Source organism: Oharaeibacter diazotrophicus, assembly GCF_004362745.1.
Taxonomy (GTDB): Bacteria; Pseudomonadota; Alphaproteobacteria; order Rhizobiales; family Pleomorphomonadaceae; genus Oharaeibacter; species Oharaeibacter diazotrophicus.
This window is the reverse complement of record NZ_SNXY01000007.1, coordinates 88,424-114,091: the sequence shown is the minus strand read 5'-3', so window position 1 is coordinate 114,091 and position 25,668 is coordinate 88,424. Positions and strand designations below refer to the sequence as shown.

General features: G+C 70.8%; 22 protein-coding genes and 1 tRNA gene. 12 read left to right on the top strand and 11 right to left on the bottom strand.

Annotation, left to right across the window (positions count from 1 at the left end; translation table 11 throughout):
• Positions 1-57: 57 nt before the first annotated feature.
• From EDD54_RS22905 to gshB, 3 genes are all read right to left on the bottom strand, one after another.
• Positions 58-2,493 (bottom strand): ATP-binding protein, encoded by a 2,436-nt coding sequence (locus EDD54_RS22905; RefSeq protein WP_165644385.1) that lies wholly within the window; start codon positions 2,491-2,493, stop codon positions 58-60.
• 98 nt (positions 2,494-2,591) lie between these two features.
• A complete protein-coding gene (locus EDD54_RS09045; protein WP_126540862.1) occupies positions 2,592-4,127 on the bottom strand; it encodes a YifB family Mg chelatase-like AAA ATPase in 1,536 nt (511 codons plus the stop codon).
• Positions 4,128-4,312: 185 nt separating this feature from the next.
• Positions 4,313-5,257, bottom strand: coding sequence for a glutathione synthase (gshB, locus tag EDD54_RS09040; RefSeq protein ID WP_126540861.1), 945 nt, complete (start codon positions 5,255-5,257; stop codon positions 4,313-4,315).
• Between the two features lie 173 nt (positions 5,258-5,430).
• Here gshB and EDD54_RS09035 point away from each other — a divergent pair, with 173 nt between their 5' ends.
• The gene (locus EDD54_RS09035) at positions 5,431-5,733 is read left to right on the top strand and encodes a YraN family protein (protein ID WP_245515709.1); all 303 of its coding nucleotides are present in this window, start codon (positions 5,431-5,433) and stop codon (positions 5,731-5,733) included.
• A 349-nt stretch (positions 5,734-6,082) separates the two neighbouring features.
• Here the strand turns inward: EDD54_RS09035 and EDD54_RS09030 are convergent, their stop codons facing one another.
• Entirely contained in the window at positions 6,083-7,501 is a 1,419-nt protein-coding gene (locus EDD54_RS09030) for an aminotransferase-like domain-containing protein (RefSeq protein ID WP_245515708.1), read from the bottom strand.
• A gap of 123 nt (positions 7,502-7,624) precedes the next feature.
• On the opposite strand from EDD54_RS09030, the gene EDD54_RS09025 reads away from it, so the two are divergent.
• Positions 7,625-8,485 carry a DMT family transporter gene (locus EDD54_RS09025; RefSeq protein ID WP_126540860.1) on the top strand — a complete coding sequence of 287 codons (861 nt, stop codon included), beginning with the start codon at positions 7,625-7,627 and terminating at the stop codon, positions 8,483-8,485.
• Between the two features lie 183 nt (positions 8,486-8,668).
• Here EDD54_RS09025 and EDD54_RS09020 read toward each other — a convergent pair whose 3' ends face one another.
• Complete coding sequence (locus EDD54_RS09020; RefSeq protein WP_165644384.1) at positions 8,669-10,126, bottom strand: ArnT family glycosyltransferase; 1,458 nt, start codon at positions 10,124-10,126, stop codon at positions 8,669-8,671.
• Between the two features lie 145 nt (positions 10,127-10,271).
• On the opposite strand from EDD54_RS09020, the gene EDD54_RS09015 reads away from it, so the two are divergent.
• Both EDD54_RS09015 and EDD54_RS09010 read left to right on the top strand, forming a co-directional pair.
• Positions 10,272-10,348 (top strand) — tRNA-Met (locus tag EDD54_RS09015).
• Positions 10,349-10,763: 415 nt separating this feature from the next.
• Positions 10,764-11,942: a JmjC domain-containing protein gene (locus EDD54_RS09010; RefSeq protein WP_126540858.1), complete on the top strand. Its 1,179-nt coding sequence runs from the start codon at positions 10,764-10,766 to the stop codon at positions 11,940-11,942.
• 57 nt (positions 11,943-11,999) lie between these two features.
• Here the strand turns inward: EDD54_RS09010 and EDD54_RS09005 are convergent, their stop codons facing one another.
• Positions 12,000-12,278 (bottom strand): PqqD family protein, encoded by a 279-nt coding sequence (locus tag EDD54_RS09005; RefSeq protein ID WP_126540857.1) that lies wholly within the window; start codon positions 12,276-12,278, stop codon positions 12,000-12,002.
• Positions 12,279-12,465: 187 nt separating this feature from the next.
• The gene (locus EDD54_RS09000; RefSeq protein WP_126540856.1) at positions 12,466-14,328 is read right to left on the bottom strand and encodes a sigma-54-dependent Fis family transcriptional regulator; all 1,863 of its coding nucleotides are present in this window, start codon (positions 14,326-14,328) and stop codon (positions 12,466-12,468) included.
• 214 nt (positions 14,329-14,542) lie between these two features.
• On the opposite strand from EDD54_RS09000, the gene EDD54_RS08995 reads away from it, so the two are divergent.
• Both EDD54_RS08995 and EDD54_RS08990 read left to right on the top strand, forming a co-directional pair.
• Positions 14,543-15,595: an NAD(P)-dependent alcohol dehydrogenase gene (locus tag EDD54_RS08995; protein WP_126540855.1), complete on the top strand. Its 1,053-nt coding sequence runs from the start codon at positions 14,543-14,545 to the stop codon at positions 15,593-15,595.
• Between the two features lie 117 nt (positions 15,596-15,712).
• A complete protein-coding gene (locus EDD54_RS08990) occupies positions 15,713-16,006 on the top strand; it encodes a ribbon-helix-helix domain-containing protein (RefSeq protein WP_126540854.1) in 294 nt (97 codons plus the stop codon).
• 126 nt (positions 16,007-16,132) lie between these two features.
• Here EDD54_RS08990 and EDD54_RS08985 read toward each other — a convergent pair whose 3' ends face one another.
• Genes EDD54_RS08985 through EDD54_RS08970 form a run of 4 tightly spaced genes read right to left on the bottom strand, consistent with a single transcriptional unit; the run spans position 16,133 to position 18,336 of the window.
• On the bottom strand, positions 16,133-16,345 hold the full coding sequence (locus tag EDD54_RS08985) for a hypothetical protein (RefSeq protein WP_126540853.1): 213 nt from the start codon (positions 16,343-16,345) through the stop codon (positions 16,133-16,135).
• A gap of 43 nt (positions 16,346-16,388) precedes the next feature.
• Positions 16,389-17,522 carry a WD40 repeat domain-containing protein gene (locus tag EDD54_RS08980; RefSeq protein WP_126540852.1) on the bottom strand — a complete coding sequence of 378 codons (1,134 nt, stop codon included), beginning with the start codon at positions 17,520-17,522 and terminating at the stop codon, positions 16,389-16,391.
• Complete coding sequence (locus EDD54_RS08975) at positions 17,519-17,824, bottom strand: hypothetical protein (protein WP_126540851.1); 306 nt, start codon at positions 17,822-17,824, stop codon at positions 17,519-17,521. The genes EDD54_RS08980 and EDD54_RS08975 overlap by 4 nt, the downstream gene beginning before the upstream one ends.
• A 50-nt stretch (positions 17,825-17,874) precedes the next feature.
• The gene (locus EDD54_RS08970) at positions 17,875-18,336 is read right to left on the bottom strand and encodes a hypothetical protein (RefSeq protein ID WP_126540850.1); all 462 of its coding nucleotides are present in this window, start codon (positions 18,334-18,336) and stop codon (positions 17,875-17,877) included.
• Positions 18,337-18,897: 561 nt separating this feature from the next.
• Here EDD54_RS08970 and EDD54_RS08965 point away from each other — a divergent pair.
• The 6 genes from EDD54_RS08965 (at position 18,898) to EDD54_RS08940 (ending at position 25,667) form a co-directional block, all read left to right on the top strand.
• Positions 18,898-20,568 (top strand): aromatic/alkene/methane monooxygenase hydroxylase/oxygenase subunit alpha, encoded by a 1,671-nt coding sequence (locus EDD54_RS08965; RefSeq protein ID WP_207620244.1) that lies wholly within the window; start codon positions 18,898-18,900, stop codon positions 20,566-20,568.
• A gap of 109 nt (positions 20,569-20,677) precedes the next feature.
• A complete protein-coding gene (locus EDD54_RS08960; RefSeq protein WP_126540848.1) occupies positions 20,678-21,742 on the top strand; it encodes an NADH:ubiquinone reductase (Na(+)-transporting) subunit F in 1,065 nt (354 codons plus the stop codon).
• Between the two features lie 165 nt (positions 21,743-21,907).
• Positions 21,908-22,966 carry an aromatic/alkene monooxygenase hydroxylase subunit beta gene (locus tag EDD54_RS08955; protein ID WP_126540847.1) on the top strand — a complete coding sequence of 353 codons (1,059 nt, stop codon included), beginning with the start codon at positions 21,908-21,910 and terminating at the stop codon, positions 22,964-22,966.
• 98 nt (positions 22,967-23,064) lie between these two features.
• Complete coding sequence (locus EDD54_RS08950; protein WP_126540846.1) at positions 23,065-23,433, top strand: MmoB/DmpM family protein; 369 nt, start codon at positions 23,065-23,067, stop codon at positions 23,431-23,433.
• 93 nt (positions 23,434-23,526) lie between these two features.
• Positions 23,527-24,603 carry an NAD(P)-dependent alcohol dehydrogenase gene (locus EDD54_RS08945; protein WP_126540845.1) on the top strand — a complete coding sequence of 359 codons (1,077 nt, stop codon included), beginning with the start codon at positions 23,527-23,529 and terminating at the stop codon, positions 24,601-24,603.
• Between the two features lie 41 nt (positions 24,604-24,644).
• The gene (locus tag EDD54_RS08940) at positions 24,645-25,667 is read left to right on the top strand and encodes an amidohydrolase family protein (protein ID WP_126540844.1); all 1,023 of its coding nucleotides are present in this window, start codon (positions 24,645-24,647) and stop codon (positions 25,665-25,667) included.
• Position 25,668 lies beyond the last annotated feature (1 nt).

Below are 25,668 nucleotides of genomic sequence, written 5' to 3'. Positions count from 1 at the left end.
TGCCCGGGCCTGCGGCGGACCGACGCGGCAACCGCGAAGGGGTTCTCATCCCCCGCATCAAAGCTCGGCCGCGGCCTCGCGCAGCGCCGCAGGATCGATCGGCTTCGACAGCCAACCGTCGAACAGGGAGGCTGCATCCGAAGCATCCGGCTCGGCGTGCAGATCCGCCGTGACCGCGACGATCCGAGCGGACGCCATTCCCGCCCTCTCGTAGACGGCCCGGATGCGCCGAGCCGCTTCACGGCCGTCCATTTCCGGCATGTGGAGGTCCATCAGGACGAGATCGAACGGCGCCACCTCGCCGGCGAGCGATGCTTCGACCAGCGCGACCGCGCGTCGTCCGTCCGTCGTCACCGTGACGGCATGGCCGAGCTTCTCGAGCAGCCCCCTGCCGAGCAGTGCATTGATCTCGTTGTCGTCGCAGAGCAGCACGGTCCGCCGGGCCGCGGCCGACCGGCGCGGCGTCGGCTCCCGGACCGCCGCTTCCGCGGCGTCGAAGCCCACCTCGCCGAGCAGTGTTCGCACGATGAGCACCAGAGAGCGCGCCCTGACCGGCTTGACCAAATAGGCTCCGTATCCCGCGGCGGAGAGGTCCGGCAGCAGGGGACGCTGACGAGGATCGATCAACACCCCTGCCGGAAGTTGCGACACGGCCCTGACGCGATCGAGCAACGCGAAGGCGTCGCCAGCCGCGGCGTCCACCACGACCGCGTGGTGGCGGGCAGCATCCACCAGTGCGGCCTCGAGATCGCGCGGCGCGACCAGGGTCGCCTCGGCGCCGGCGTCGTATAGCCGACGGACGAGCAGTGGCCCCTCGATCAGCGCGTTCGACACGACCAGAATGCGCCGACCGGCGAGAACGGCGTCGCCGGCCCAGGCGTCCGGCACGACCGGCCTTCGGCCCCGGGCATGGCCGATTCGTGCGAACAGGGCGGCCTGCGCCGCGCGGGCGCCGACGAGCGGTACGTCGCCGGAGGCTTCGGGCGGAACGTAGGCGGGCTCGCCGGACGAACCGCCCGAGATGTCGGCAGCTTCGGAGGCCGGCAACGGAATTACGAAACTGAAACAGGTCCCGGCACCTGGCGCGCCTTCCACGGAGACGTCTCCTCCCATGAGGCGAACGAGCCGGCGAGCGATGGCGAGCCCGAGCCCGGTCCCGCCATAGCTTCTCGTCGGTCCGGGATCGGCCTGTTCGAACTCACGGAAGATGCGCTCGCGGTCCTCCGGCGCGATCCCGATGCCGGTGTCGCGGACCATGAACCGAACGGCATGGCCGGGAACATCGGGCGCGTCTCCGGACACCGGCCCGACCTCGACGGCGACGCCGCCTTCCGCCGTGAACTTGATCCCGTTGCCCGTCAGGTTGAAGAGCACCTGCTTCAGCCGGATCGGATCGGCGACGACGCTGCGCGGCAGGCGCGGATCGACGTAGGCTGCGAGTTCGATGCCCTTGGCCGCGGCGCGCGGTGCCAGGAGTTCGACCAGCTCTTCCACGATCTCGTCGAGTGCCACCGGACGAACCTGCAGATCGAGCCGATCGGCTTCGATCTTCGAGAAGTCGAGGAGGTCCTCTATCAGGATCAGGAGCGCCTCGCCGCTGGTCTCGACGGCGCGGGCGTAGGTCCGCTGCTCCTGTGTCAGCGGCGTCTGCATCAAGAGCCCGGTCATGCCCAGGATGCCGTTCAAGGGCGTTCGAATCTCGTGGCTCACCATCGCCAGGAAGCGCGACTTCGCCGCGCTCGCGGCCTCGGCCTGATCACGGGCTTCCGACAACGCGGCCTCGATCGCCTTGCGGTCGGTCACGTCGCGCCCGACCAGCACACGACCGTCGCCGCGCCCGTCCGGCCGCTCCATGAAAGCGTACCAGCGCATTCCCGCCGCGGTGACGATCCGGACGTCGCCGGCGAGTTCGACCCCGCCGGTCCGGGCATCGCCGTCGCCTGCTTCGGGCCGGCGCCCGACGAGTTGCGCACGGATCGCCTGCCAGTGCACCAGGGGCGGCCGGCCGATCCGCGTCCGCGCCTCGGCCACGGCGGCGAGTTCACCGTCGACCAGTGCGGCGGCGAAGACGCCGCGCACGACGCCAACGAGGGCGGCCGCATCGCCACCGAACAGCGAGCCGACCGCGTGGCTGGCCTCGACAATGCGGCCGTGGCGATCGAAGCGAACGACGAGGTCGGCGCTCTCGTCCAGGGACGCCGCGCCGGCCTCGACGGAGGCCGCCTCCGTGGACGCCCCCATCGCCACGCCGCGTGACGTGCCGCGCCCGAGCACGAACGCCGTCGCCGACAGGACGAGCGCGAAGACGGACGCGACGACCATGGCCTCCGCGGTCGCCCCGCGACGGGCGGCGAGGAGAGCGAGCGCCAGCAGCGCCATCGCGGCCACCGCACCGACGGCCGCCATCGCGGTCCGCGCACCGAAGGGCAGGTGCAGGCGATCGAGCAGCGGCGCTCCCGCCATTGCCCGCCGTTCGGCTCCCTTCGTCGTCATCCGCTCACCGTCGTACCGAACCGCCGCCGCGGTGCCTTGCCAGGACCGAACCATAGCAGGCCGGCCTTGCCATTCGGTTGCCGGGGACACCGCCGCGCTCATGCCGCGCGCCGCCGCGGTTCGAGCGTGCCGCGCATCGCGATCGCCTCGCCGACGTGCATCCGTCCGACGGACTCGTCGCCCTCCAGATCGGCGAGCGTGCGTGCGACCTTCATGACCCGGTGATAGCCACGGGCGGACAGTCCGAGCGCATCCGCCGCCTCGCGCAGCAGCCGCTTGCCGGCCGCGTCGAGTGGCGCCACGACCTCGAGCAGGCCCGGCGGCAGCGCCGCGTTGACCGTCAGGTCCGGTCGGCCGAGAGCGGCGTGACGCTCCATCTGCCGCCGCCGTGCGGCCGCCACCCTGGCGGCCACCGCGGCCGATGCCTCGCCCTGGCGCCGTGGCGCCATCAGATCCGCCGCGTTGACGGCGGGTACCTCGATGGTGATGTCGAAGCGGTCGAGCAGAGGCCCCGACAGTCGCTCGCGATACTCGGCGGCACAGCGCTCGCCACGCCGACAGGTGTGCCCGGGCATCCCGGCCATGCCGCAACGGCAAGGGTTCATCGCGGCAACGAGTTGGAACCGCGCGGGATAGGTCACCTTGGCGGCGGCGCGCGCGATCATGATGTCGCCGGTCTCCAGCGGCTGTCGCAGGCTGTCAAGCACAGCGGGATTGAACTCGGGCAGCTCGTCGAGGAAGAGCACGCCGTGATGGGCGAGCGAGATCTCCCCCGGTCTAGCCCGCGGTCCGCCGCCGACCAGTGCCGCCATCGACGCCGAATGATGCGGGGCGCGGAAAGGGCGGCGATCGGAGAGGCGGCCCTCGGGCAACGCGCCCGCGACCGAGGCGATCATCGATATCTCGAGGAGTTCGCGCGCGGACAGCGGCGGCAGGACCGACGGCAGTCGCGACGCCAGCATCGACTTGCCGGACCCGGGCGGCCCGACCATCAGGAGGTTGTGCCCGCCCGCCGCGGCGATCTCGAACGCCCGCTTCGCCATCTCCTGGCCGCGGACCTCGGAAAGATCCGGCAGCGGCGAGAGCCCCTCGGCCACCCGCGGCGACGGCCGGCTCATCACCTGGACGCCCTTGAAATGATTGACGACGGCGATCAGGCTCGCCGGCGCGAGCACCGGCATCTCCTCGTCGGCCCAGGCCGCCTCCGATCCGCAGGCGCGGGGACACATCAGCCCGAGGTCGGCACCGTTCGCCGCGATCGCGGCCGGGAGAACGCCCGCAACGGGGGACACCGTGCCGTCGAGCGCGAGTTCTCCGAGCACCACGAACTCCTCGAGCGCGTCGGCCGGCAAGGCACCCATCGCCGCCATCAGGCCGAGCGCGATCGGCAGGTCGTAGTGACTGCCTTCCTTCGGCAGGTCCGCCGGCGCCAAGTTGACGGTGATCCGCCGCGACGGCAGCGCCAGCCCGGATGCGGCAAGCGCCGCGCGTACACGCTCCTTGCTCTCGCTGACGGCCTTGTCGGCGAGACCGACGATGTTGAAGGCGAAACGTCCCGGCGCGATGTGCACCTGCACGTCCACGGCGGTGGCCTCGATACCCTGGAAGCAGACCGTCCGGACGTGGGTCACCATGGCGAGCGCGCTCCTGCAACTCGCGCAACTTATCAGGGCACAACCGATCGGTCAAGAACGAGATGGGAACATTTAGGGATCGTTTGTTCTTGACGGAGCGAAGTTGTACCCCTTAGGATCCACTCGACTGGAGGTGAGCCATGACGACCGGCCTGCCCGAGGATGTGTCCGCGGTGTCGCGGTTTTCAGCCGCGCCGCTTTTCTTCGATCACGTCCCAGATCGCCGCCGCGACGTCCGGGCCGCCGAGGCGGCGGATGGCGCGCAGGCCGGTGGGCGACGTCACGTTGATCTCGGTCAGGTTGCCGCCGATGACGTCGATACCGACGAAGAGCAGGCCGCGACGGGCGAGTTCGGGGCCGACCCGTTCACAGATCTCGCGTTCGCGGTCCGTCAGCACCGTGGTCTCCGCCGCACCGCCGCGCACCATGTTGGCGCGCAGGTCGTCGGCGGCCGGAACCCGGTTGACCGCGCCGGCGAAGCGGCCGTCGACCAGGATGATGCGCTTGTCGCCCTCGCGCACCGCCGGCAGGTAGCGCTGGATCACCCACGGCTCGCGGAACTGGGTGGAGAACAGGTCGAGCAGGGACCCGAAGTTCTCGTCGTCGGGCTTGACGCGGAACACGCCTTGGCCGCCGTTGCCGTAGAGCGGCTTCATGACGACGTCGCCGTATTCGCGGCGGAAGGCACGGATGTCGTCGCGGTCCCGGCTGATCAGCGTCGGCGGCATCAGGTCCGGAAAGTCCATCACGAACAGCTTCTCGGGCGCATTGCGCACCTCGCGGGGGTCGTTGACGACCAGCGTCGCAGGATGGATGCGCTCGAGCAGGTGCGTGGTGGTGACGTAGGCCATGTCGAACGGCGGGTCCTGGCGCAGCAGGACGACGTCCATCTGCGCGAGGTCGACGCGATAGGGCTCGCCGAGGTGGAAGTGGTCGGCGGCGACGTCGCGCACCCCGAGCGGTTCGACGAGGGCGGACACGACGTTGCCCCGCATCGACAGTCGATCCGGGGTGTAGTGCACGACGCGGTGCCCGCGGCGCTCCGCCTCGAGCAACAGGGCGAAGGTGGAATCACCGGCGACCCGGATGTTGGCGATGTGGTCCATCTGAACGGCGACGGCGAGCGACATCGAGGCACTCCATGACGGCTTCGGCTCGGGTTATGGGCCCTCCGCGAACGGAGGGCAACGGGGGCGTCCGGACACGTTCCGGGGAGCACGGCGCCGACACCGCCCGGTACGGCGCCGCGGACGACGGCGCGCGGCGCCGAGCGGCCTATGTCCTCGGGCTCCGAGCCGAGGACGTGACGGCGTGGTGGCTGCGGCTCTCGGGCTACCGGATCGTCGCTCGACGACTACGTTCCGCCGCCGGCGAGATCGACCTCGTCGCGCGCCGCCGCAACGTGGTGGCGTTCGTCGAGGTCAAGGCACGCACCGACGCCTGCGACGGACCGGAGGATCCGCTGACGCCGACGGCCGAGCGGCGGATCCGTGCGGCGGCCGACCTGTTCCTGGCGCGCCATCCGGATCTCGCGTCACGGACGGTACGCTTCGATCTGGCGCTGTATGGACGGAGGTCGTTCCGCTATGTCGCCGACGCCTTCTGAGCCGCATTCACGGGAGCGACCGGCTGCTGGTGGTCGATGCGCGCGCCCTCTCCGCGGCCGGCACGGCACGCAGCGGCGCGATCACCACCGGACCGGCGCTCGCGGCTCCGACCGGTTGTCCGAGCGGCGACGTCGCGCCGGGACGAACCGGGACGCGGGCGCCGGAGCCCGTCGGCGTACGGGGCTCGTGCCGCCGGATGCGGACGCACTGACGTCCGCGCCGATCGCCGTCGGACCGACGAGGGCCCGCCGGTCGCCCCGCGCCCGCGAGTGCGCTTGCGGGTGGAACGACGCGGTGGTGCCGGCGACCGGCGGTGTCCGGTCCTCGTCCAAGACGATCGTGGCGGCCTCATCCGTCCGGGGCGGCCCCCTCCTCCGCGGGGCCGTCGAGAGCGCGGCGCAGAACGTCGAGCGCGCGGGCGTCGCGTGCCCACGCCACGTTGAAGCGCATGAACGCCGCGGCGGACCCGGACACCGCGAAGACGTCGCCGGGCGCGAGCACCACACCCTCGCCGAGCGCCGCACGGGCGACTGTGGCGCCGTCCCGCCCGTCCGGCAAGCGGCACCAGAGGTAGAAGCCGCCGCGCGGCATCGTCCATGGCTCCATGCCGAGATCTCCGAGTTGCCGCGCCGCGTCACGGCGGGCACCGTCGAGCCGTCGACGCAGCCCTTCCACGTGCCGGCGATAGCCGCCTTCGGCGAGCAGGCGGGCCACCACCTCCGCTGCGACCGGGCTCGGCCCGCCGAAGCCGGTGGCGACCTGGAGGTCGACCAGTGCCTCGATCCAGTCGGCCCGCGCGGCAACGTAGCCGCAGCGCACCGACGCCGACAGGGTCTTGGAGAAACTGCCGACGCGCACGACCCGATCGAGGCCGTCGAGGGCGGCGAGACGCACCGAGCGATCCGGCTCGAAGTCGGCGAAGATGTCGTCCTCGACGACCACGACGTCGTGGGCGGCGGCGGCTGCGAGAACCCGGTGCGCGGTCTGCGGCGCCATCGTCGCACCGGTCGGGTTGTGGAGGGCGGCATTGGTCAAGTAGAGACGCGGTCGTTCGGCGGCGACCGTCGCCTCGAAGGCGGCGACGTCGGGGCCCGTCTCGCCGAAGGGCACGCCGACCGTGCGGACCCCGTGGACGCCGAGCAGGGCCTGGAAGTTGAAGTAGCAGGGATCGTCGAGGATCACCGTATCGCCGGGCCGGAGCAGCATTCGGCAGACGAGGTCGATCGCCTGCGTCCCCGACGCGGTCAGGAGGATGCGGTCGGGGCCGACCGGAACACCCTCGTCGGCGAGCCGGTTGGCGAGCAGCCGGCGCAGCGCCGGGGAGCCGCGCGTGCCGCCGTAGTCGGTCAGGAGCGCCGCGTCGGATCGCGCCACGGTGCGGATGGCGCGGCGCAGCGCTTCCGTCGGCATCCAGTCGGCGGGCAGCCAGCCGCAGCCGGGCTTGGCCATGGCGGGATCGGCGTCGAGGGCGAGCCGGGAGACCCAGAACGGATCGACCGCCGGCGGTCGCCCGACCGCCGGTGCGAACGCGAGCGGTGGGCGCACGCCGGGAACGACGTAGAAGCCGGAACCGGGCCGCGCGCGAATGACACCCTCGGCGGCGAGACGATCGTAGGCCTCCACCACCGTCGACGGCGACAGGCCGAGCGTCGCGGCGAGCCGACGGATCGACGGCAGCCGGTCGCCCGGCCCGAGCCCGCCACCGGAGATGCGCGCCCGGATGGCCGCCATCGCCTCCGCCGTACGCGGCCCCACCCCGAGATCCATGTCCCCTCCGCCCAGCCGTACGGATACCGTTACCCATACGGTTCGTCGAAATCGTACCGAACCGTCGCTGGCTCCACCAGCCCCCTCCTCTTAGGCTCGCCCGGGTTGGCGTGGAGGTTGGCGATGCGGTCTTCGTGGGACGGCTGGGGCAGCGGGCTTGTCGGGGTGGTGATCTTCAGCGGTTCCCTGCCGGCGACGCGGGTCGCGGTCGGCGGTCTGTCTCCGTTGTTCCTGACGTCGGCGCGGGCCGCGATCGCCGCCGCGATCGGCGCCATCCTGCTCGCCACGGCGCGCCAGCGGCGCCCCGCCGTAGCCGACATCCTCCCCCTCGCCGTGGTGTCGCTCGGCGTCGTGATCGGATTCCCGCTGCTGACGGCGGTGGCACTGCAGACGATCACCGCGGCCCGGTCGATCGTCTTCGTCGGCCTGTTGCCGCTGGCGACGGCACTGTTCGCCGTGGTGCGCGCCGGGGAGCGGCCCCGGGGACCGTTCTGGCTGTTCTCCGGTCTCGGCGCTGCGATCGTCGCCGGCTTCGCGCTGGCGAACGGCGGCGAGGGCGCGGCGACGGGCGACGCCGCCATGCTCGCGGCGATCCTCGTCTGCGGTCTCGGCTATGCCGAGGGTGCGCGGCTGTCGCGTCGGCTCGGCGGCTGGCAGGTGATCTCCTGGGCGCTGCTGATCGCGGCGCCCCTGGCCGTCGTGGCCGCGGTCGCGACCCGGCCGGCCGATTTCGCCGCGGTCTCGCCGGCCGCATGGATCGGCCTCGGTTACGTCTCGGTGTTCAGCATGCTGATCGGCTTCGTGTTCTGGTATCGCGGGCTTGCCCGCGGCGGGATCGCCGGCGTCGGGCAATTGCAGCTGCTGCAACCCTTCCTCGGCCTCGCCCTCGCCGCCGCCCTGCTCCACGAGACCGTCGCGTGGCCGATGGCGGCGGCGACGGGAGCGGTGGTCGGCTGCGTCGCGTTGGCGCGGCGCTTCGCGTGACCGGCCGAACGCTCGCCACCACGAGCGGGCCTGCGAGCAAAGCACGATCTGCGCGGATCGCTCGGCTCGTCCGGAGCCCTCGAAGCATCGCGGGACGCCGTGGAATGCCGGTTCTCCCGCGGTCCACCGCGACTTCACGCCAGCGATGTCACACGGCGACGGCGCACGCGCCCGCTACCGACCTCACCACGTGATCGGGCGCAGCGTCACGCCGCCGGACTTGGCGACGCCGCGCGAGACCGGCAGCATGGTCTCGGGCCCGGCGGGCGCGGTGCCGGGCGGCGGTTCGCCGCCGCCGATCTCGAGGCCGGGTGCGGGCAAGGCCACCGAGAACGGCCGCGTCATCTGGAAATGGTCGCGCGGCGGGCGCCCCGGCTCGACCGGTACGGCGATGGCGAGGCCGCTGTCGCGGAGGTGATAGATCAGGCCCGCGGCATCGGCGCGGCGGTTGGTGACGATGGTCCGGGCACCGCTGTCGCGGGCGGCGGCGGCGATCGCCTCGGCGTAGTCGGTCCAGCCGAGCAGCCGTTCATAGGGGCGCCCGATGCCCGGAAGGCGCAGCTCCGGCGCGACGGTCGGCCCGATCGCCAGCGCCACCGAGACGACGGCGCCGACGGCGAGCGTGGCGCGCCGCCACGCCGATCGCGCGGGCGCCGCGAGCAGGGCCGCCGCGAGCACGGTCGCGGCCGGATAGGCGGTGGCGGCCCAGTTGGCGTTGGCCTCGGAGATCAGCGCCTGCACGGTCAGCGCCGCCAGCACCGGCACGGACGTGGCGAGCAGGAAGCGGTCGGCGGCGGGCCGCGCCGTGCGGAGCCGGCCGACAGTGGCGAGGCCGAGCAGCGCCAGCTGGATCGGGCCGAACACGCCGAACTGGGTACCGACGAACTCGAGAGCCCCGAGCGGATCGAGGCCGTGGCGGCCCCAGCGGGCGTTGTCGCCGGTGTGGTGGAAGGTCACGAAGTCGTGGGCGGCCTGCCAGATCAGGTTCGGCACCAGACCGGCGACGCCGAGTGCGAGCCCGGTCCAGAGGCGCCAGCCGGCGAGGCGACGGCGGAGCGCCGGGTCGAGCGCGTAGGCGAGGAGCACCATCGGCACGAGATAGCCCATGGCGAACTTGGCGTTGAGCCCGACGGCGACGGCGGTGCCGAGCGCCAGGGCGGAGCCGAGCCCGCCGGTCTCGCCGTGTCGGGCGGCGGCGAGGAGGCCGATCGTCCAGAAGGTCAGGAGCGGGACGTCGGTGGAGATCAGCGTCGACGACAGCGCCACCGCCGGCATCAGGGCGTAGAGAACGGCGGCGAGCGCGCCGACACGGCCACCGTAGAGCCGGTCGCCGAGCCGGCCGACCAGCAGGGCCGTCGCGGCGTGGAACAGCGGCGCCGCCAGCCGCACCGCCGCCTCGCCGTCGCCGAACAGGGCGGTGGTGGCGCGAATCACCAGGGCGATCAGCGGCGGCTTGGAGAAATAGCCCCAGTCGAGCGCCTGCGACCACGTCCAGTACTGCGCCTCGTCGACGTAGAGGTCGGTGCGGGCCGCCACCAGCGCGCCGACGCGAACGGCCGCGAGCGCGAGGACGAGCAGCACCGCGGCGCGGCGGGCGGCAAGGTCGACCGGGGCGGGGACGGCGGGATCGGGGGACGGCACGGCGACGGGCTCTCCGGTTCGACGACCCGGATTAGGACCGCCCGGCACGGCGTGCAATGCGGCCATGACAAAAAAATGTCGCCGGGGGGTTCCATCGGCGGAAGGAACTGGCTATATCAACGCCGTCACCGCAAGGTCGACGTGACGCGGGGTGGAGCAGCCCGGTAGCTCGTCAGGCTCATAACCTGAAGGTCGTCAGTTCAAATCTGGCCCCCGCAACCAAACAAGAAGCCGCAGATCCTGAGAACGGATCGGCGGCTTCTTCCTTTTCGGGGCACTTCGTTTCTCCGAACACCGACCATTTCATGACCCGGCGGAGCGATGATCTCGCATTTGCCGTCCACCCCCGGTTCTCGTCGGGGACGATACCCCCGACGCCCGGGTCGCGGGCGAGTCGCGCGGCCGCCGCTCCGACGACCGCATGGCCGCCTTGGATACCGTGACGTCCGGCTCTTTCGGCCCGCGCCGGCGCGGGCTACGGTGCCGCGCCCTGCGGGTCGCCGCGAGAGCGGATGGAGTGCGACCGCGCGGGCGGAAGGCCCGCCGGACGGCGATCCCGCCGATCCACGGGGCTGCGGCAGGGGCGACGGGCGGCGCCCGGCCGCGTCGCGACGACCGCCCGGCCGGAGTCGCGCGCATGATTGCCTCCCTGTCCGCCCTGCTCGCCCCGCACGATCCGGCCGCGCTCCGGGCCGCGATCCGGGAGCGCCGTCCGCTCCACCTGCGCACCGGCAACGCCGACTTGTTCCGGGCTTTGCTGCCGTGGTCGACCTTCAACGCGCTGCTGCGGTCCGAGCGCCTGTTCGACGCCCGCACGCGCATGGTCCGGCGCGGCCGCGACCTGCCACGCGAGATGTGGAGCTACGTCGGCCGTGACCAGAAGCGGGTCGCACTGCCGGATCAACTGCAGCGCTTCTGCCAGGAGGGGCTGAGCATCGCCCTCAACCAGGTGCACGAGGCCGTCCCGGCCGTCGGCGCGCTGGTCGCCATGCTGGAGCGGACCTTTCCGGCCCGGGTCCAGACCAATCTCTACGCCAGCTTCGGGCGGGACAGCGCATTCCGCGCCCATCACGATTCCCACGACGTGCTCGTCCTGCACCTGCACGGCACCAAGCGCTGGTTCTGCTACGGCCGTCGCGCCGACGCCGACGCCGGCACACCCGTCGTTGCCGACGACCGGCTCGGTCCGGCGCTCTGGGAGGAGGTGCTGGAGCCCGGCGACGTGCTCTACCTGCCGCGCGGGGAGGTGCATCGGGCGGCGGTCGAGGGCGAGACGTCGCTGCACCTGACGCAGGGCCTGATGTGGCCGCGCGGGTCGGACCTGTTCACCTGGCTCGCCGGCGGCGCGACCGCGGGCGCGGCGTTCGACGACGACGTTCCCGTCTACGCCGGCGCCGCCGAGATGGCGGACTACGACCGGACGCTGCGCGCGGCGCTGCACCGGTTGGTCGACAGTTTCGACATGGCGGCGTTCCTGGCGGCCTTCGGGCGGGAGCGGCCCTTGCACCTGCCGTTCAATCTCGGCCTGTCCACGGCACCGGAGCCGAACTGCCGGGTTCAGCCGATGACCTTCCCGGACACGCCGCTGCCGGCGGAGGGCGGTGCCAGCTTCGCGTTCAACGGCGGCACGGTGACCGTGGACGCGCCCGAGCGCGCCGTGCTGGCGGCGCTGCATGCGGCGGGCGCACAGATGGTCGCCGACCTCCCGGCGCTCACTGGGCTGGATCCGGACACGGTGCGGGACACCGTCGCCCGCCTCGCCCGGCGATCCCTGGTGCTGCTCACGGAGGGCGACGACGGCGCAGCGTCCGGCTGACGGCCGCGGTGCGCGGGGACGTCCCGGTGGTCGGCGCCCTGGATCGCGCGACCGACGTCAGCCGTGGACGCGGATCAGACGCATCTCGTCCAGGCGGCGCATCAGCTCCAGCACGTCGCGTTCGATCTCGCCGGGCTCGGCCTCGTAGCGGTCGGCGAGGACGGCGCAGACCGCGGCGACGGCGCGCGGCTCGCTCAGCTCGCGCCAGACCGCGGTGCCGATGGCGTCCAGGTTGACGTATCGCCCGCTGTCCATGTCCATCATGACGAGCTCGCCGTCGATCTCGGTGGAGAGGAGATCGGCGTTCACCGAAACGATGCTGTCGAGATCGATCATGGGGTCCGGCCGCGTGGGATGACTGGGTCGGCCCTCACTAGACCGGCCGCCCCCGGGCTGTCCATGCGGACGACTGCACAGTGCACAGGAGCCGGAGGGCGAGGTGCCTTCTCCGGTCCGATCGGCCCCGGGCGGAAGGCCGAGACCTCGCGAGGTCCCGACGCGGCGGAATCGCGGGAGACCGGCGTCAGAGATGGTTGTAGACGGTCGTCCGCGACAGGCCGAGCCGGCGCGCGGTCTCGGCGACGTTGCCGCCGCTGCGGGCGTGGACGAGGCGGATCTCGATGCAGCGGTTCTCGTCGAGCGGCCGGCCGCGGCAGCGCGGGCACGGCTCCGGGCCGCCGGCGGTCGGCGCGGCGTCGAGGAAGGCGGTCTCGTCGAGGAACTCGCCACGACGTCCGAGCAGCGCCCGCTGCAGCGTCGAGCGCAACTCGCGGACGTTGCCCGGCCACGCCCGCCCGGCCAGCACCGCGATCGCCGCGTCGGTGACGGTGACCGCCGGCGCGAGATCGGCGAGCAGGCGCCGGACGATCTCGCCGAAGTCCTCGCGCTCGCGCAGCGGCGGCAGGTGGATGGTGTAGGCGTCGAGCCGGTAGAGGAGGTCGGCCCGGAACCGGCGCTCCGCCACCATCGTCCCGAGGTCGCGGTTGGTCGCCGACACGATCTGGACGTCGACGACCTCGGTGCGGCGCCCGCCGATCGCGCGCACCTCCATGGTGTCGAGGAAGCGCAGGAGCGCGGTCTGGGCCGTGGGCGGGATGTCCGCGACCTCGTCGAGGAACAGCGTGCCCTTGTCGGCCACGGTCGCGAGTCCCGGCGCGCCCTCCCCGCGCGCGCCGGTGAACGCGCCGCGCTCGTGGCCGAAGATCTCGGCCACGAACAGGCTCTCGGGGAGCGCGCCGCAGTTCACCGCCACGAACTCGCCGCGGCGGCCGCTGGTGCGATGGACGTGGCGGGCCATCAGTTCCTTGCCGGTGCCGGTCTCGCCGGTGAGGTGCACCGGCATCCGCATCGCCACCGCGGCGCCGAGGTCGCGCAGCGACCGCCGCACCGCCGGGTCGGCACAGACGAAGTCCGGCTCGGCCCGCTCGGAGGCGGCCGCGAGCGTCGGGGTAGGCCGAACGGAACCGGCGGCCGGCGCGCCGCCCTGGCCGATCTGGCGGCACACCATGAATACGGCGCTGCCGGCGCGGTCGCGGATCGAGACCACGCCGCCGGCGAGCAGCGTGCCGATGGTACGGCCGAAGCCCGCGGCGAAGACGTCGCCGAAGGCGGCGCCGCGCCCGGCCGGCAGGCCGGCCAGCAGCGTCGCGCCCGGCCGGTTCAGCGCGATCACCTCGCCCTCGCGCGAGACGGCGACGAGGCCGGCCGACGAGGTGTCGAGATATTCGACGCGGGGGTGGAAGGCGAGGATGTGGCTCTCGGAATGGGCCGAGAAGATCAGCCCGTTCTCGATCTGCGCCGCCGCCATCCGAACGAGGACCAGGGTGTGGTGCTGGCGCGCCTCGTCGGTGCAGGAGGCGTCGAGCAGGGCGACGACGCGGCCGTCGGCGGCGAGGATCGGCGCGGCCATGCAGCTGAGGTGGCCGTGGTTGGCGAAATAGTGCTCGCGGCCGTGCACAGAGACGGCCGTGCCGGCGCGCGCGGCGAGGCCGAGGGCGTTGGTGCCGCGCTCGCTCTCGGTCCAGACGCTGCCGGGAATGATCGCGCGGCCGGCGGCGCTGTCGGAGAACTGGCGGTCGCTGAGGGTGTCGAGCACGACGCCGTCGGCGTCGCCGAGGGCGATCATGAAATTCGAGCCGGCGATCTGGGCGTGGAGCAGCCGCATCTCCGCCAGCGCCAGACGGCGGACGGCGGCGATAGCGTCGCGGCGCCGGTGCACCTCCGCCTGGGCGAGGACGTGGTCGCGGCCGCGCCCGCGCGGGTCGAGCCCCGCCGCCCGGCAGCGCGACCAGCTCTCGGCGACCGGGTCCGGCAGCGCGCCGGCGGGCAGCGGATCGCCGCGTTCGAGCGCCGTCCGCGCCCGGTCGATCCCCACGAGATGTCCCATCGTCACCCTCCTCGCCGCCCCGTCCGCCGCCCGCCTCCGACGGCGGATGACTGGACACCCCGGCCGTCCACCCTGTTCAGCCGCCGGCCACCGCAGCCTCGACAGCCTCGTTCAATCCGTTGAAATTCCTGGATTCTCCACCCTGGCACGCCATGTGCGGAACCGGTCTCCGCCAAGGGACGCGACAGCCCCGCCGAGGGAGGAGGAGACGACCATGAAGGCCCAGGTGCTGAAGACCTACGACGACAGCCTCACCGCCGGCGAGTGGGTGAGCGAGATGGAGGTGCCCGACCCGAAGATCACCAAGTCGACCGACGTGATCGTGCGCATCGGCGGCGCGGGCGTCTGCCGCACCGACCTGCACATCATCGAGGGCGTCTGGCGTCCGCACATGGACCCCAACGGCGACGCACTGCTGCCGCTGATCATGGGCCACGAGAACGCCGGCTGGGTCGAGGCGGTCGGCAAGGAGGTCGAGGGCATCAAGGTCGGCGATCCCGTGATCGTGCACCCGAAGATCTCGGGCGGGACCTGCCTCGCCTGCCGCCGCGGCTTCGACATGCACGGCCCCGGCAAGTTCCCCGGCCTCGACTGCGACGGCGGCTACGCCGAGTTCCTCTGCACCTCCGAGCGCAACATCGTGCCGCTGCCGAAGACGCTGGCGCCGAAGGACGTCGCCGCCTACGCCGACGCCGGCCTCACCGCCTATCGCGCCGTCAAGAAGGCGACCCGCCACCTGCTGCCGGGCGAGAGCTGCGTCGTGATCGGCGCCGGCGGCCTCGGCCACATCGGCATCCAGTGCCTGAAGGCGATGTGCGCCGCCGACGTGATCGTGGTCGACCGCTCCGACGCCTCGCTGGAACTCGCCGCGAAATACGGTGCCGACAAGCTGGTCAAGGCCGACGGCAACGAGGTCGAGGCGGTGCTGGCCCTGACCGGCGGCGCCGGTGCCGAGGCGGTCATCGACTTCGTCGGCGAGAAGGGCACCACCACCAAGGGCCTCGCCATGACCCGCGCGATGGGCAGCTACTACGTCGTCGGCTACGGCGAGGACATCCGGGTCCCGACCGTCGACATGATCATCACCGAGAAGAACATCATCGGCAATCTGGTCGGCACCTGGGCCGAGCTGGTGGAGCTGATGGCGCTGGCCGATCGCGGCCTCGTCCACCTCGCCACCGCCGAGTACCGGCTGTCCGAGGCCAACAAGGCGCTGCACGACCTGCACGCCGGCAGGATCCACGGCCGCGCCGTGCTGATCCCCTGAGCCGTCCGGCGCGGCGCCGTCCCATCGGGCGGCGCCGCGGTCCGCATCCGCTCCGCCGGAGCGCCGGGCCGCCGGGCTGGGCGCTGCGGCGGGCGCGTCCGGCTGCCGGGAGGGCACATGGGCCGATATCTCGACGAGCATGACCTGCACCGTTTCGCCAAGGAGAGCCGGTCGATCCGGATCGCCGGCCACGCGACCAGCATCCGGCTCGAGGCGGTGTTCTGGGAGATCCTCGAGCGTCTCGCCGCGGCCGAGGGCGTGTCGATCGCCAAACTGGTGACGACCCTCCAGGAGGAGGCCGTCGAGGCGCTCGACGGCGCGGTCAACCTCGCCTCGGTGCTCAGGACCGTCTGCGTGCTCCGCCAGCGCGAGCGGCCGCCGGCGCCGCCGGAATCACCCGGCGCGTCCTGATCGGCGCCGAACGGCCCGAGACGCCGCGCCGGGCCGCCGATCCCGCGGCGCGGATCCGCACCGCGGGCGACGGGGCCGGGAGCCCGTCTCGGCTCCCGGCGGACCGGGGCCGCGCGGGGGCGGCGTTCAGGCGGTGCCGGACAGCCCCGCGCCGCCGCCGGTCGCCGCTCCGCCGGCGGGATCGCCGATGTTGCGCTCGGCGATCCAGCGCGCCGCCAGGATCAGCGCGCCCATGCCGAAGTCGCGGCCGTGTTCGGCGACCATGGCCTCGGCGATCCGCGCGAGCTCGCGGAAATAGGCGTCCTTGCTCTGCTCTTCCGCGGTGAGTTCGACCTGCATGACTTCCTCCCTCTTCCTCCGTCCGTGCCCCCTTCGCCCCGCCTCACTTGAACAGCTGCGGCGGGAAGGTGACGATGCTGGCGCCGCCGTCGGCGTCGCCGGCGGCGAGATGCCGGCCGTCGGGCGACCAGGCGAGCGCGGTGACCGCGCCACCCGCCGGCTTGACCAGCAGCTCGCCGCGCGCGCCGACCTGCACCAGCAGGATCTGGCCGTTGGCGTATCCGGCCGCGACCAGCGAACGCGTCGGATGGGCGGCGAGGCTCTCGACCGGCACCAGCCCGGCCCGGCCCGAGACGATCGCACCGCCACCGGGATCGTCGACCGCCACCGGCCGGGCGGTCGACCAGCCCGCCACACGGAAGGCGCCGGACGCCAGCACCGCTTCCGCCGGGCCGCTGAAGCTGACCGTCCGCACCGGCGCCGGGAAGTCGCCGAAGACGCGGACGCCGCCGCCGACCGGATCGACCAGCGCGAAGCCGCCGCCGGCGAGCGGCGTGCCGATCAGGCGGTCGCCCGGCGCCCAGACCGGCGCGAGCGCCCGGCTCGGCAGCGCGACGTCGGCGAGCACCGCGCCGTCGTCCCGGGTGTCGAGGACGGCGAGGCCGTCGGCGGTGGCGACAGCGAGCCGGCGACCACCGCGCGCGAAGGCGAGCGCACCGATCCCGCCGGCGTCGTCCGCGGCGAGCCGCACCGGCGCGGCGTCGCCGCGGGCGGCGAAGACCAGAACCACGGTACCGTCGCTGGCCGCGGCGGAACCGCCCGCCGAGGCGGCGAGTGCGACCACCGGCCCGCCGAGCCGGACCGGGGTCGGCTCGACCTCGCCGGACGTGGCGAGGCGGACGACCGTTCCGTCCGCGCCGCCGACCAGGAAGTCCGCGCCGTCGGTGGCCACGATCGGCGCCGGCCCCGATCCGAAGGCCGGCGCGTCGACCAGCGGGCGCGGCGCGCGCGCCGGCGGCCGGATCGAGGTCTGGCCGAGATCGCCGCTGACCCGGACGCGCGACAGGGCGGATTCCGGATCGGCAACCCGCGCCAGCGACACCGTTCCGTCCGCGCCGGCGAAGGCGACGGTGGCGCCGTCGCCGGAGAACACCACGGCCGCGACCGCCGCGGGCCGCTCCCAGCTCCGCGCCAGCAGTTCGAACAGCCCCGTCGGTGGGTGTTGCCGGTTCATCATCGCCTGTTCCTCCCGCCTCCGCCGCCGGATTCCGCCAGCAGACGGTCGATCGTTCCGATGTCCCGCTCGGCCGCCGCGACCCTCTCGTCGAGGTCGCGCCGCGCGGCCTCGAGCGCGGCCGTCTCTTCCTCGAGGTCCGTGCCAGCGGCGGCGCCGGACTCCTCGAGCCGCATCCGCTCGATCCGGAGCGCGCCCTCGCGCTGCTGCAGCTTCAGCGCCTCCGCGCCGAGCCCCGACAGGGCGGCGACGAGCCGCAGCCGATCCGCCAGCAACGTCGCGACGTCCCCTCCCCGCTCGTCCATGGCGTCCTCCCCGGTCGGTGCCGGCGCGCCGGCGGTTTCTCGCGCGAGGCTCAGTCGCGCTCGCCCGGCGGCGCCCGGTCCGGCGCCTCCCAGACCGCGAGTTCCGGCCGCATCTCGGGCAATTGGGCGCGGAAGTCGGCCTCGGCGACCGCGATGTAGGTCTTCAGCCGGTCCCAGATGTCGACGCGGATCAGCGCGGTTTCGTCGCCGATCAGCCGCTCGAACTCGGCGATGCGATACTGCTTCGACAGCGCGACGCCGGTGAAGACGAAGTCGCGCATGGCGATGGCGTGGCGCTCGGCGAAGGCGTGGATCATCGGATGGGTCTCGCCGGTGATGCCCGCCCGTTCGAGTTCGGCGATCAGGAAGTCCTGGAAGTGCTTCTGCAGCCGGATCTGGCTCTCGCCGAGGAAACGGATCGAGAAGACGACGTCGCGCGGCATCAACCGCACCAGATCGCCGGCCACCTCGTCCCCGCCCTCGCCGCCCCGATCGTCGCCGTCCGTCGTCATGGAATCCATCCCGGGCCCGGGCGTCCGCGCCCTCGTTCATGCGTGAAGGCTAGACTCTGAAAACGCAAGTGTCGACATAATCTTTCGCTGCGAATGCGAAGTCTTTTTGCCGCAAACGCAAATAATGTAAAGCATATTACGTTTGTAAATCCGGGTGTAAAGCGCATCGTTACAGACGCCGTCCGCCCGCGGGGAATTGCGGTCCGGAAAGGCCTCGGATATCCCCCTACGTAGGATCCCGGAGGACGGACGGGCAGCTGGCACGCCGTTTGCTTTCATCGTTACCCAAGAAGAAACGCCCCGTGCAACGTCACGGAGGCTCAAGAACGAAGGATGGGAGGAGTCCCGGACCGAGGACCGCCACGATCTCCACCGTGATCACGGTGGAGGCGGCGGCCGTCCGGCGGTCGGGATACTTCAGGACCTTTGCCTCGATCCACCTGAACGACCGGCCGGAGGCCGCGCTCGTCGCGCATTCCTCTTGCCGTGACGTCCGAAAACCGATCGGCGGCCGCAAGGCCGCCAGCCGCCGCCCGTCGGCGGTCCATCTGGTGGAGGCTCATGCCCATGTCCTTGACGCTCAACAAGATCACCTCCCAGCGCGGCATCTCCGTCGGCGAGGCGACCAAGAAGATCTCCGATCTCGGCTGGAATCCGACCTACGTGCGGGAGGCGATGACCTTCCCGACGGACTACAAGATCTCCAAGGCGCCGCGCGATCCGATGAAGCAGGTGCTGCGGTCCTACTTCCCGATGCAGGAAGAGAAGGACAACCGCGTTTACGGCGCGCTCGACGCGGCGCTCCGCGGCGACATGTTCCGCAACGTGGAGCCGCGCTGGGTCGAGTGGATGAAGCTCTTCCTGGCGATCATCCCGTTTCCGGAGATCTCCGCCGCCCGCTCGATGGCCATGGTCGCCCGTCTCGCCCCCGGCGAGGACCTGCGCACCGGCTTCACCATGCAGATGGTCGACGAGTTCCGCCATTCCACGATTCAGATGAACCTGAAGAAGTGGTACATGGAGAACTACATCGATCCCGCCGGCTTCGACATCACCGAAGAAGCCTTCGGCAAGTGCTACGCCACGACCATCGGCCGTCAGTTCGGCGAGGGATTCATCACCGGCGACACCATGACCGCCGCGTGCATGTACCTCACCGTCGTCGCCGAGACCGCGTTCACGAATACCCTGTTCGTGGCGATGCCCTCGGAAGCCGCCCGCAACGGCGACTACGCCCTGCCGACCGTGTTCCTCTCCGTCCAGTCCGACGAGAGCCGCCACATCGGCAACGGCCACTCGCTGCTGATGGCCGCGCTGAAAGAGCCGGACAACCACCTCCTGCTCGAGCGCGACCTGCGCTACGCCTTCTGGCAGAACCACGCCATCGTGGACGCCGCCATCGGCACGTTCATCGAATACGGCACCACCAACCGTGACAAGAACAAGGAATCCTACGCGGAGATGTGGCACCGCTGGATCTTCGAGGACTACTACCGGACCTACATGCTGCCGCTCGAGAAGTACGGCATCAAGATCCATCACGACGACGTCCAGACCGCCTGGAAGCGCCTCACCGAGAAGTTCTACGTGCACAAGGTGGCGCAGTTCTTCGCGGTCGGCTGGCCGGTGAACTTCTGGCGCATCGAGGCCCAGCGCGAGCAGGACTTCGAGTGGTTCGAGCACAAGTACCCCGGCTGGTACGCCCAGTTCGGCGACTTCTGGAAGTGGTACGACCGGCTCAGCCGCCCCGGCGAGAAGATCATCACCTTCAACGAGCAGGTCGGCTACGTCTATCCGCAGCGCTGCTGGAGCTGCCTGGTGCCGTGCCTCATCCGCGAGGACATGGTGGTCGACGAGATCGACGGCAAGCTGCACACCTTCGCCCACGAGCTCGACCGCTGGACCGCCGTCGAGGCTTTCTCGGACGAGTACCAGGGCCGGCCGACGCCGGCGATGGGCCGCTTCTCCGGCAAGCGCGAGTGGGAGACGCTGTACCACGGCTGGGATCTCGCCGACGCGATCAAGGACCTGAACTTCGTCCGCTCGGACGGCAGGACCCTGGTGCCGCAGCCGCACCTGCGCTTCGACGACAAGGACCTCTGGACCCTCGACGACGTCCGTGGCCACACGCTCCTGTCGCCGCTGACGCTGCTGCGCGAGATGTCGCCGGCCGACCGCGAGAAGTACATCGCGGACTACCGCGCCGGCTTCACCATCACGCCGTTCAACTGAGCCCTTCGACCCTCGGACGGAGGCCGGCACCCGCCGGCCTCCGCACCGCACGACGCCACCGTCCGGCCCGCTCGGACGGCGACGGCGAAGCTTTGGGAGGAAAGCAACGATGACAGTCGCTCGCAGGGTCCGGCTCGAACCGGTGCAGGTCGAGTTCGACGTCGAAGAGGGCGAGACGGTGCTGAACGCGGCGTTCCGCCAGGGCATCGCGCTGCCGCACGGCTGCAAGGAGGGCCAGTGCTCGGCTTGCAAGTGCGTGCTGCTCGACGGCGAGGTCGAGATGCTGCGCTACTCGACCTTCGCGCTCAACGACATGGAGAAGGACACCGGCCACGTGCTCCTGTGCCGGACGCTGGCCTACTCCGACCTCGAGGTGGAGCTCCTCAACTACGACGAAGAGGTGCTCTCCAAGTCGATCGCGGTGAAAACCTACAAGGGCCGCATCGCCGGCATAGAGCGTCTCACCCACGACATCCGCGGCATTCAGATCGACCTCGGTGCCCCCATCAAGTTCTGGGCCGGCCAATATGTCGACATCACCGTCACCACGCAAACGGGGGAGACGATTACGCGCTCGTTCTCCATGGCAAATCCGCCGAGCGAAACCCAGAGACTCTCCTTCGTCATCAAGAAATACCCGCAGGGACGCTTCTCCGGAGAACTCGACTCCGGCGGAATCCGCGTCGGAGCCGACGTCACCGTCGTCGGACCCTACGGCACCTGCTTCCGGCGCGAGAACCGGAGCGGACCCGTGATCCTGGTGGGCGCGGGCTCGGGACTGTCGCCGATCTGGTCGATCCTGCACGACCACATCGCCAGCGGCGAGGAGCGCGACGTCTACTTCTTCTACGGCGCCCGCACCCGCGACGACCTGTTCTACCTCGACCGCATCGCCGCGATCCTCGAGCGCCATCCCTCGGTGCGCTTCGTGCCCGTGCTGTCCCACGCCGCCGACGACGACCAGTGGCTCGGCGAGCGCGGCTTCGTGCACGAGCGGGTCGACGCCAAGCTGAAGGAACTCGACCTCGACGGCGACGGCGACGTCTACGCCTGCGGTCCGCCGCCGATGATCGACGCGCTCCAGCCGGTGCTCTTCATGAACGGCTTCGAGACCGAGCGGATCTTCTTCGACAAGTTCACGACCTCGTCCGGCGGCACCTCGACGGGCCACTAGAGCGCTTTCCGACCTGACGGAAGCATCAGGTCGATGAGAAATCGCTCCAGATTCAATATGCCGGAGCAATCTCCAATCGACCATGGCGTGCGACCTGGTCGGAGAATGATCTGGGCCGCCGACCGGGAATACAAGCGGAACAACAGAGGACAAGGGAGAAACACCATGCCTGCCGTTTCCAGTTCTGTCGGATCGGGCGCCGCCGGCGCCGCCATCTTCGCCGACTCCGACAGCCGGAAGTACCGCTACTTCCAGCCCAAGGGCCAGCGCGCGACGCACTACGAGGACGTCACCGTCGACGTGCAGCCCGACCCCGAGCGCTACCTGATCCAGGACTGGATCATCAACTTCTCCAACGGCCGCGGCGCCTACGTGAAGGACGCGACGGCGGCCCTCTCCTCCAACTGGCACGCCTTCCGCGCCCCCGACCAGGAGTGGGAGCGCACGCACTACCAGCGTCAGTCCAAGATCGAGACGATGGTGCAGAGCGTCATCGCCAACGGCCGCAAGTCCGGCGCGCCGAAGACCTTCGACCGCGTCTGGGTCAAGATCCTGCAGACCCATCTCGGCGCCTGGAAGCACGCCGAATTCGGTCTGGGCACGTCGCTGATGCAGGCGCAGCGCTACGGCTACACCCAGATGATCAACAACGCGACGCTGACCAACTCGTCCTACAAGCTGCGCCTCGCCCAGGACATCACCCTCTACCTCGCCGAGATCGGCATGGACATCGAGGGCTGGGACGACGAGCTCGGCAAGAAGGCCTGGCTCGAGGACGGCATCTGGCAGGGCACCCGCGAGGCCGTCGAGACCATCATGGGGACCGAGGACTACCTCGAGCAGTATTTCGCCATCAACATCGTGTTCGAGCCGCTGGTCGGCGAGTTGTTCCGCTCGGGCTTCCTGATGCAGTCGGCGGCGGCCAACCACGACTTCATCACGCCGTCGGTGATCTCGGCCGCGGAGGCCGACTACGAGCGCAACCTCGCCAACACCATCGACCTGATCTACCTGCTGGCCAACGACGAGAAGCACGCGGCGCACAACCGCAAGCTCTTCAACGGCTGGCTCGCCAAGCACCGCGCCCTCGCCGACAAGGCCGCGCTCGCCCTGCAGCCGGTGTGGTCGGCCCCGCATTCCAAGCCCGTGTCCTTCGACGACGTCCGTGCGGTCTCCCAGGAGCGCATCGGCCAGATCCTCGGCGAACTCGGCCTCGGCACCTGAACCCCGCTCCCCGCGAAGTCCCGCCAGACCGGGACTTCGCGGGTCGCACGGCCATCCGGCCGGCCCGTCACCAATCCGGCAATTCCAGGAGACAAGACATGTCCGTCGCAGCGCGGGACGCCAGCCAGGCGAACATCTTCAAGTCCATGAAGGACATCACCTTCGAGCAGACGATCTCGCACCAGTGCGGGGTCACCATGAACGACTCGGTCGAGGCGCGCGCCATCGCCGAGTTCATGGGCAAGAAGCCCGGCGTCGTCGTCACCTACCAGCCGGCGATGATCCGCATCGACGGCGACGGCAAGCTGATCTTCAAGATGGACGAGATCGGCGAGTACCTCGGCCGCGAGATGACCGCGGAGATCTTCGAGGTCAACACCTCGACCCACTACGGCAGGATGGTCCGCATCGACGACAACACCGTGATCCTGTTCGGCGACATGGACGAGGTGTTCGAGTTCATCTGATCCTTCCGGACCCGAAGACGGACGGGGCGGCTCTGCCGCCCCGCCGAAACGGCACGGGCGGCGGGAGGGCCGTCCGGAAACAGGGAGAAGGTCATGGCAGCGAAGATGAAGGCGGCCGTTTTCGTCGAGAAGGGACGCATCGTCCTGGAGGACAAGCCGATCCCCGACATCGGGCCACAGGACGCGCTGATCCGGGTCACCACCACGACGATCTGCGGCACCGACGTCCACATCCTCAAGGGCGAGTATCCGGTCGCCAAGGGCCTGACCGTCGGACACGAACCGGTCGGGATCATCGAGAAGCTGGGCAAGGGCGTCTCGGGCTTCCGCGAGGGGCAGCGCGTCATCGCCGGCGCCATCACCCCCTCGGGCTGGAGCCACGCCTGCCTGTGCGGCTGCGGATCGCAGGACGGCGCCGGCACCCGCCACGGCTGGAAGGCGATCGGCGGTTGGAAGTTCGGCAACACGATCGACGGCTGCCAGGCCGAGTACGTCTGCGTGCCCGACGCAATGGCCAATCTCGCTCCGGTCGACGACGCGGTCACGGACGAGCAGGTCCTGATGTGCCCCGACATCATGTCGACGGGCTTCGCCGGCGCGGAGACCGGCGGCATCCGGATCGGCGACACCGTGGCCGTCTTCGCACAGGGACCGATCGGCCTGTGCGCCACCGCGGGCGCCAAGCTGATGGGAGCCACCACCATCGTCGCCGTCGACACGGTACCCGCCCGGCTGGAAATGGCGCGCCGTCTCGGCGCCACCGACGTCGTCGACTTCAAGAAGGAGGACCCCGTCGAGGCGATCATGCGCCTGACGGACGGGCGCGGTGTCGACGTCGCCATCGAGGCGCTCGGAACCCAGGCGACCTTCGAGGCGGCGCTGCGCGTCCTGCGCCCCGGCGGCGTGTTGTCGAGCCTCGGCGTCTACTCGACCGACCTGAGGATCCCGCTGGACGCCTTCGCCGCCGGCCTCGGCGACAAGTCGATCCGCACGTCGCTCTGCCCGGGCGGCAAGGAGCGGATGCGGCGGATGCTCTCGGTCATCGCCTCGGGCCGCGTCGACCTCGGCGGCCTCGTCACGCACCGCTTCAAGCTCGACCAGATCGAAGAGGCCTACGACCTCTTCGCCAACCAGCGCGACGGCGTCCTCAAGGTCGCGATCACGACCTGAGACCCGACGTCCCCGTGGAACCCTAGTGGAGGAGCAGCACCATGTACATCACGCCCGAAGGCAAGGAAATCTTCGTCGTCGACGGCCACACCCACTTCTGGGACGGCAGCCCGGAGAACCAGCGCAACGTCCACGGCAAGCAGTTCATCGAGTGCTTCTACGGCTACCACACCGCGCTCAGCCCGAAGGAGCAGCTGTGGCCGAAGGAGAAGTTCGAGAAGTACAGCGCCGACGACCTCTACCGCGATCTGTTCGTCGACGGCCCGGACGACGTCGCGATCGTGCAGTCGACCTATCTCAAGGACTTCTACAAGAACGGCTTCAACACCATCGAGCGCAACGCCGCTGTGGCGGCGCGCTATCCCGAGCGCTTCATCGTCAACGGCGCCTTCGATCCGCGCGACGGCGAGAAGGCGCTCGAGTACATCCACTTCATGAAGGAGACCTACGACATCAAGGGCGTGAAGATGTACACGGCCGAGTGGAACGGGGCCTCCAAGGGCTGGAAGCTCGACGACCCCGACGCCTACCGCTGCTTCGAGCTGTGCGAGAAGCTCGGCATCCGCAACATCCACGTCCACAAGGGCCCGACCATCATCCCCCTGAACAAGGACGCCTTCGACGTCCACGACGTCGACCACGCGGCGACCGACTTCCAGGGCCTGAACTGGATCGTCGAGCACTGCGGCCTGCCGCGCCTCGACGACTTCTGCTGGATCGCCGTGCAGGAGACCAACGTCTACGGCGGCCTCGCCGTCGCCCTGCCCTTCATCCACTCGCGCCCGCGCTACTTCGCCGAGGTGATCGCCGAGCTCCTGTTCTGGGTCGGTCCGGACAAGCTGCTGTTCGGCTCCGACTACGGCATCTGGACGCCGCGCTGGCTGGTCGAGAAGTTCTGGGCGTTCGAGCTGCCCGAGGACATCGCGCGCGAGCGCGGCGTGCAGCTGACGCCGGAGATCAAGGAGAAGATCCTCGGCCTCAACGCGGCGCGGATCTACGACATCGACGTCGCCGCCAAGAAGGCCGCGATCGCCGCCGGACCGATGCTGGCCGCGGCCGAGTGAC

What these genes read in the sequence shown, in the direction of transcription:
- EDD54_RS08940 (WP_126540844.1), top strand. Translation starts at nt 24,645, where the DNA reads ATGTACATCACGCCCGAAGGCAAGGAAATCTTCGTCGTCGACGGCCAC.
- EDD54_RS09045 (WP_126540862.1), bottom strand. Translation starts at nt 4,127, where the DNA reads ATGGTGACCCACGTCCGGACGGTCTGCTTCCAGGGTATCGAGGCCACC.
- gshB (WP_126540861.1), bottom strand. Translation starts at nt 5,257, where the DNA reads ATGTCGCTCGCCGTCGCCGTTCAGATGGACCACATCGCCAACATCCGG.
- EDD54_RS08975 (WP_126540851.1), bottom strand. Translation starts at nt 17,824, where the DNA reads ATGGACGAGCGGGGAGGGGACGTCGCGACGTTGCTGGCGGATCGGCTG.
- EDD54_RS08950 (WP_126540846.1), top strand. Translation starts at nt 23,065, where the DNA reads ATGTCCGTCGCAGCGCGGGACGCCAGCCAGGCGAACATCTTCAAGTCC.
- EDD54_RS09025 (WP_126540860.1), top strand. Translation starts at nt 7,625, where the DNA reads ATGCGGTCTTCGTGGGACGGCTGGGGCAGCGGGCTTGTCGGGGTGGTG.
- EDD54_RS09000 (WP_126540856.1), bottom strand. Translation starts at nt 14,328, where the DNA reads ATGGGACATCTCGTGGGGATCGACCGGGCGCGGACGGCGCTCGAACGC.
- EDD54_RS08980 (WP_126540852.1), bottom strand. Translation starts at nt 17,522, where the DNA reads ATGATGAACCGGCAACACCCACCGACGGGGCTGTTCGAACTGCTGGCG.
- EDD54_RS08995 (WP_126540855.1), top strand. Translation starts at nt 14,543, where the DNA reads ATGAAGGCCCAGGTGCTGAAGACCTACGACGACAGCCTCACCGCCGGC.
- EDD54_RS22905 (WP_165644385.1), bottom strand. Translation starts at nt 2,493, where the DNA reads ATGACGACGAAGGGAGCCGAACGGCGGGCAATGGCGGGAGCGCCGCTG.
- EDD54_RS09030 (WP_245515708.1), bottom strand. Translation starts at nt 7,501, where the DNA reads ATGGATCTCGGGGTGGGGCCGCGTACGGCGGAGGCGATGGCGGCCATC.
- EDD54_RS08960 (WP_126540848.1), top strand. Translation starts at nt 20,678, where the DNA reads ATGACAGTCGCTCGCAGGGTCCGGCTCGAACCGGTGCAGGTCGAGTTC.
- EDD54_RS08970 (WP_126540850.1), bottom strand. Translation starts at nt 18,336, where the DNA reads ATGACGACGGACGGCGACGATCGGGGCGGCGAGGGCGGGGACGAGGTG.
- EDD54_RS08990 (WP_126540854.1), top strand. Translation starts at nt 15,713, where the DNA reads ATGGGCCGATATCTCGACGAGCATGACCTGCACCGTTTCGCCAAGGAG.
- EDD54_RS08965 (WP_207620244.1), top strand. Translation starts at nt 18,898, where the DNA reads ATGCCCATGTCCTTGACGCTCAACAAGATCACCTCCCAGCGCGGCATC.
- EDD54_RS08985 (WP_126540853.1), bottom strand. Translation starts at nt 16,345, where the DNA reads ATGCAGGTCGAACTCACCGCGGAAGAGCAGAGCAAGGACGCCTATTTC.
- EDD54_RS08945 (WP_126540845.1), top strand. Translation starts at nt 23,527, where the DNA reads ATGGCAGCGAAGATGAAGGCGGCCGTTTTCGTCGAGAAGGGACGCATC.
- EDD54_RS08955 (WP_126540847.1), top strand. Translation starts at nt 21,908, where the DNA reads ATGCCTGCCGTTTCCAGTTCTGTCGGATCGGGCGCCGCCGGCGCCGCC.
- EDD54_RS09005 (WP_126540857.1), bottom strand. Translation starts at nt 12,278, where the DNA reads ATGATCGATCTCGACAGCATCGTTTCGGTGAACGCCGATCTCCTCTCC.
- EDD54_RS09010 (WP_126540858.1), top strand. Translation starts at nt 10,764, where the DNA reads ATGATTGCCTCCCTGTCCGCCCTGCTCGCCCCGCACGATCCGGCCGCG.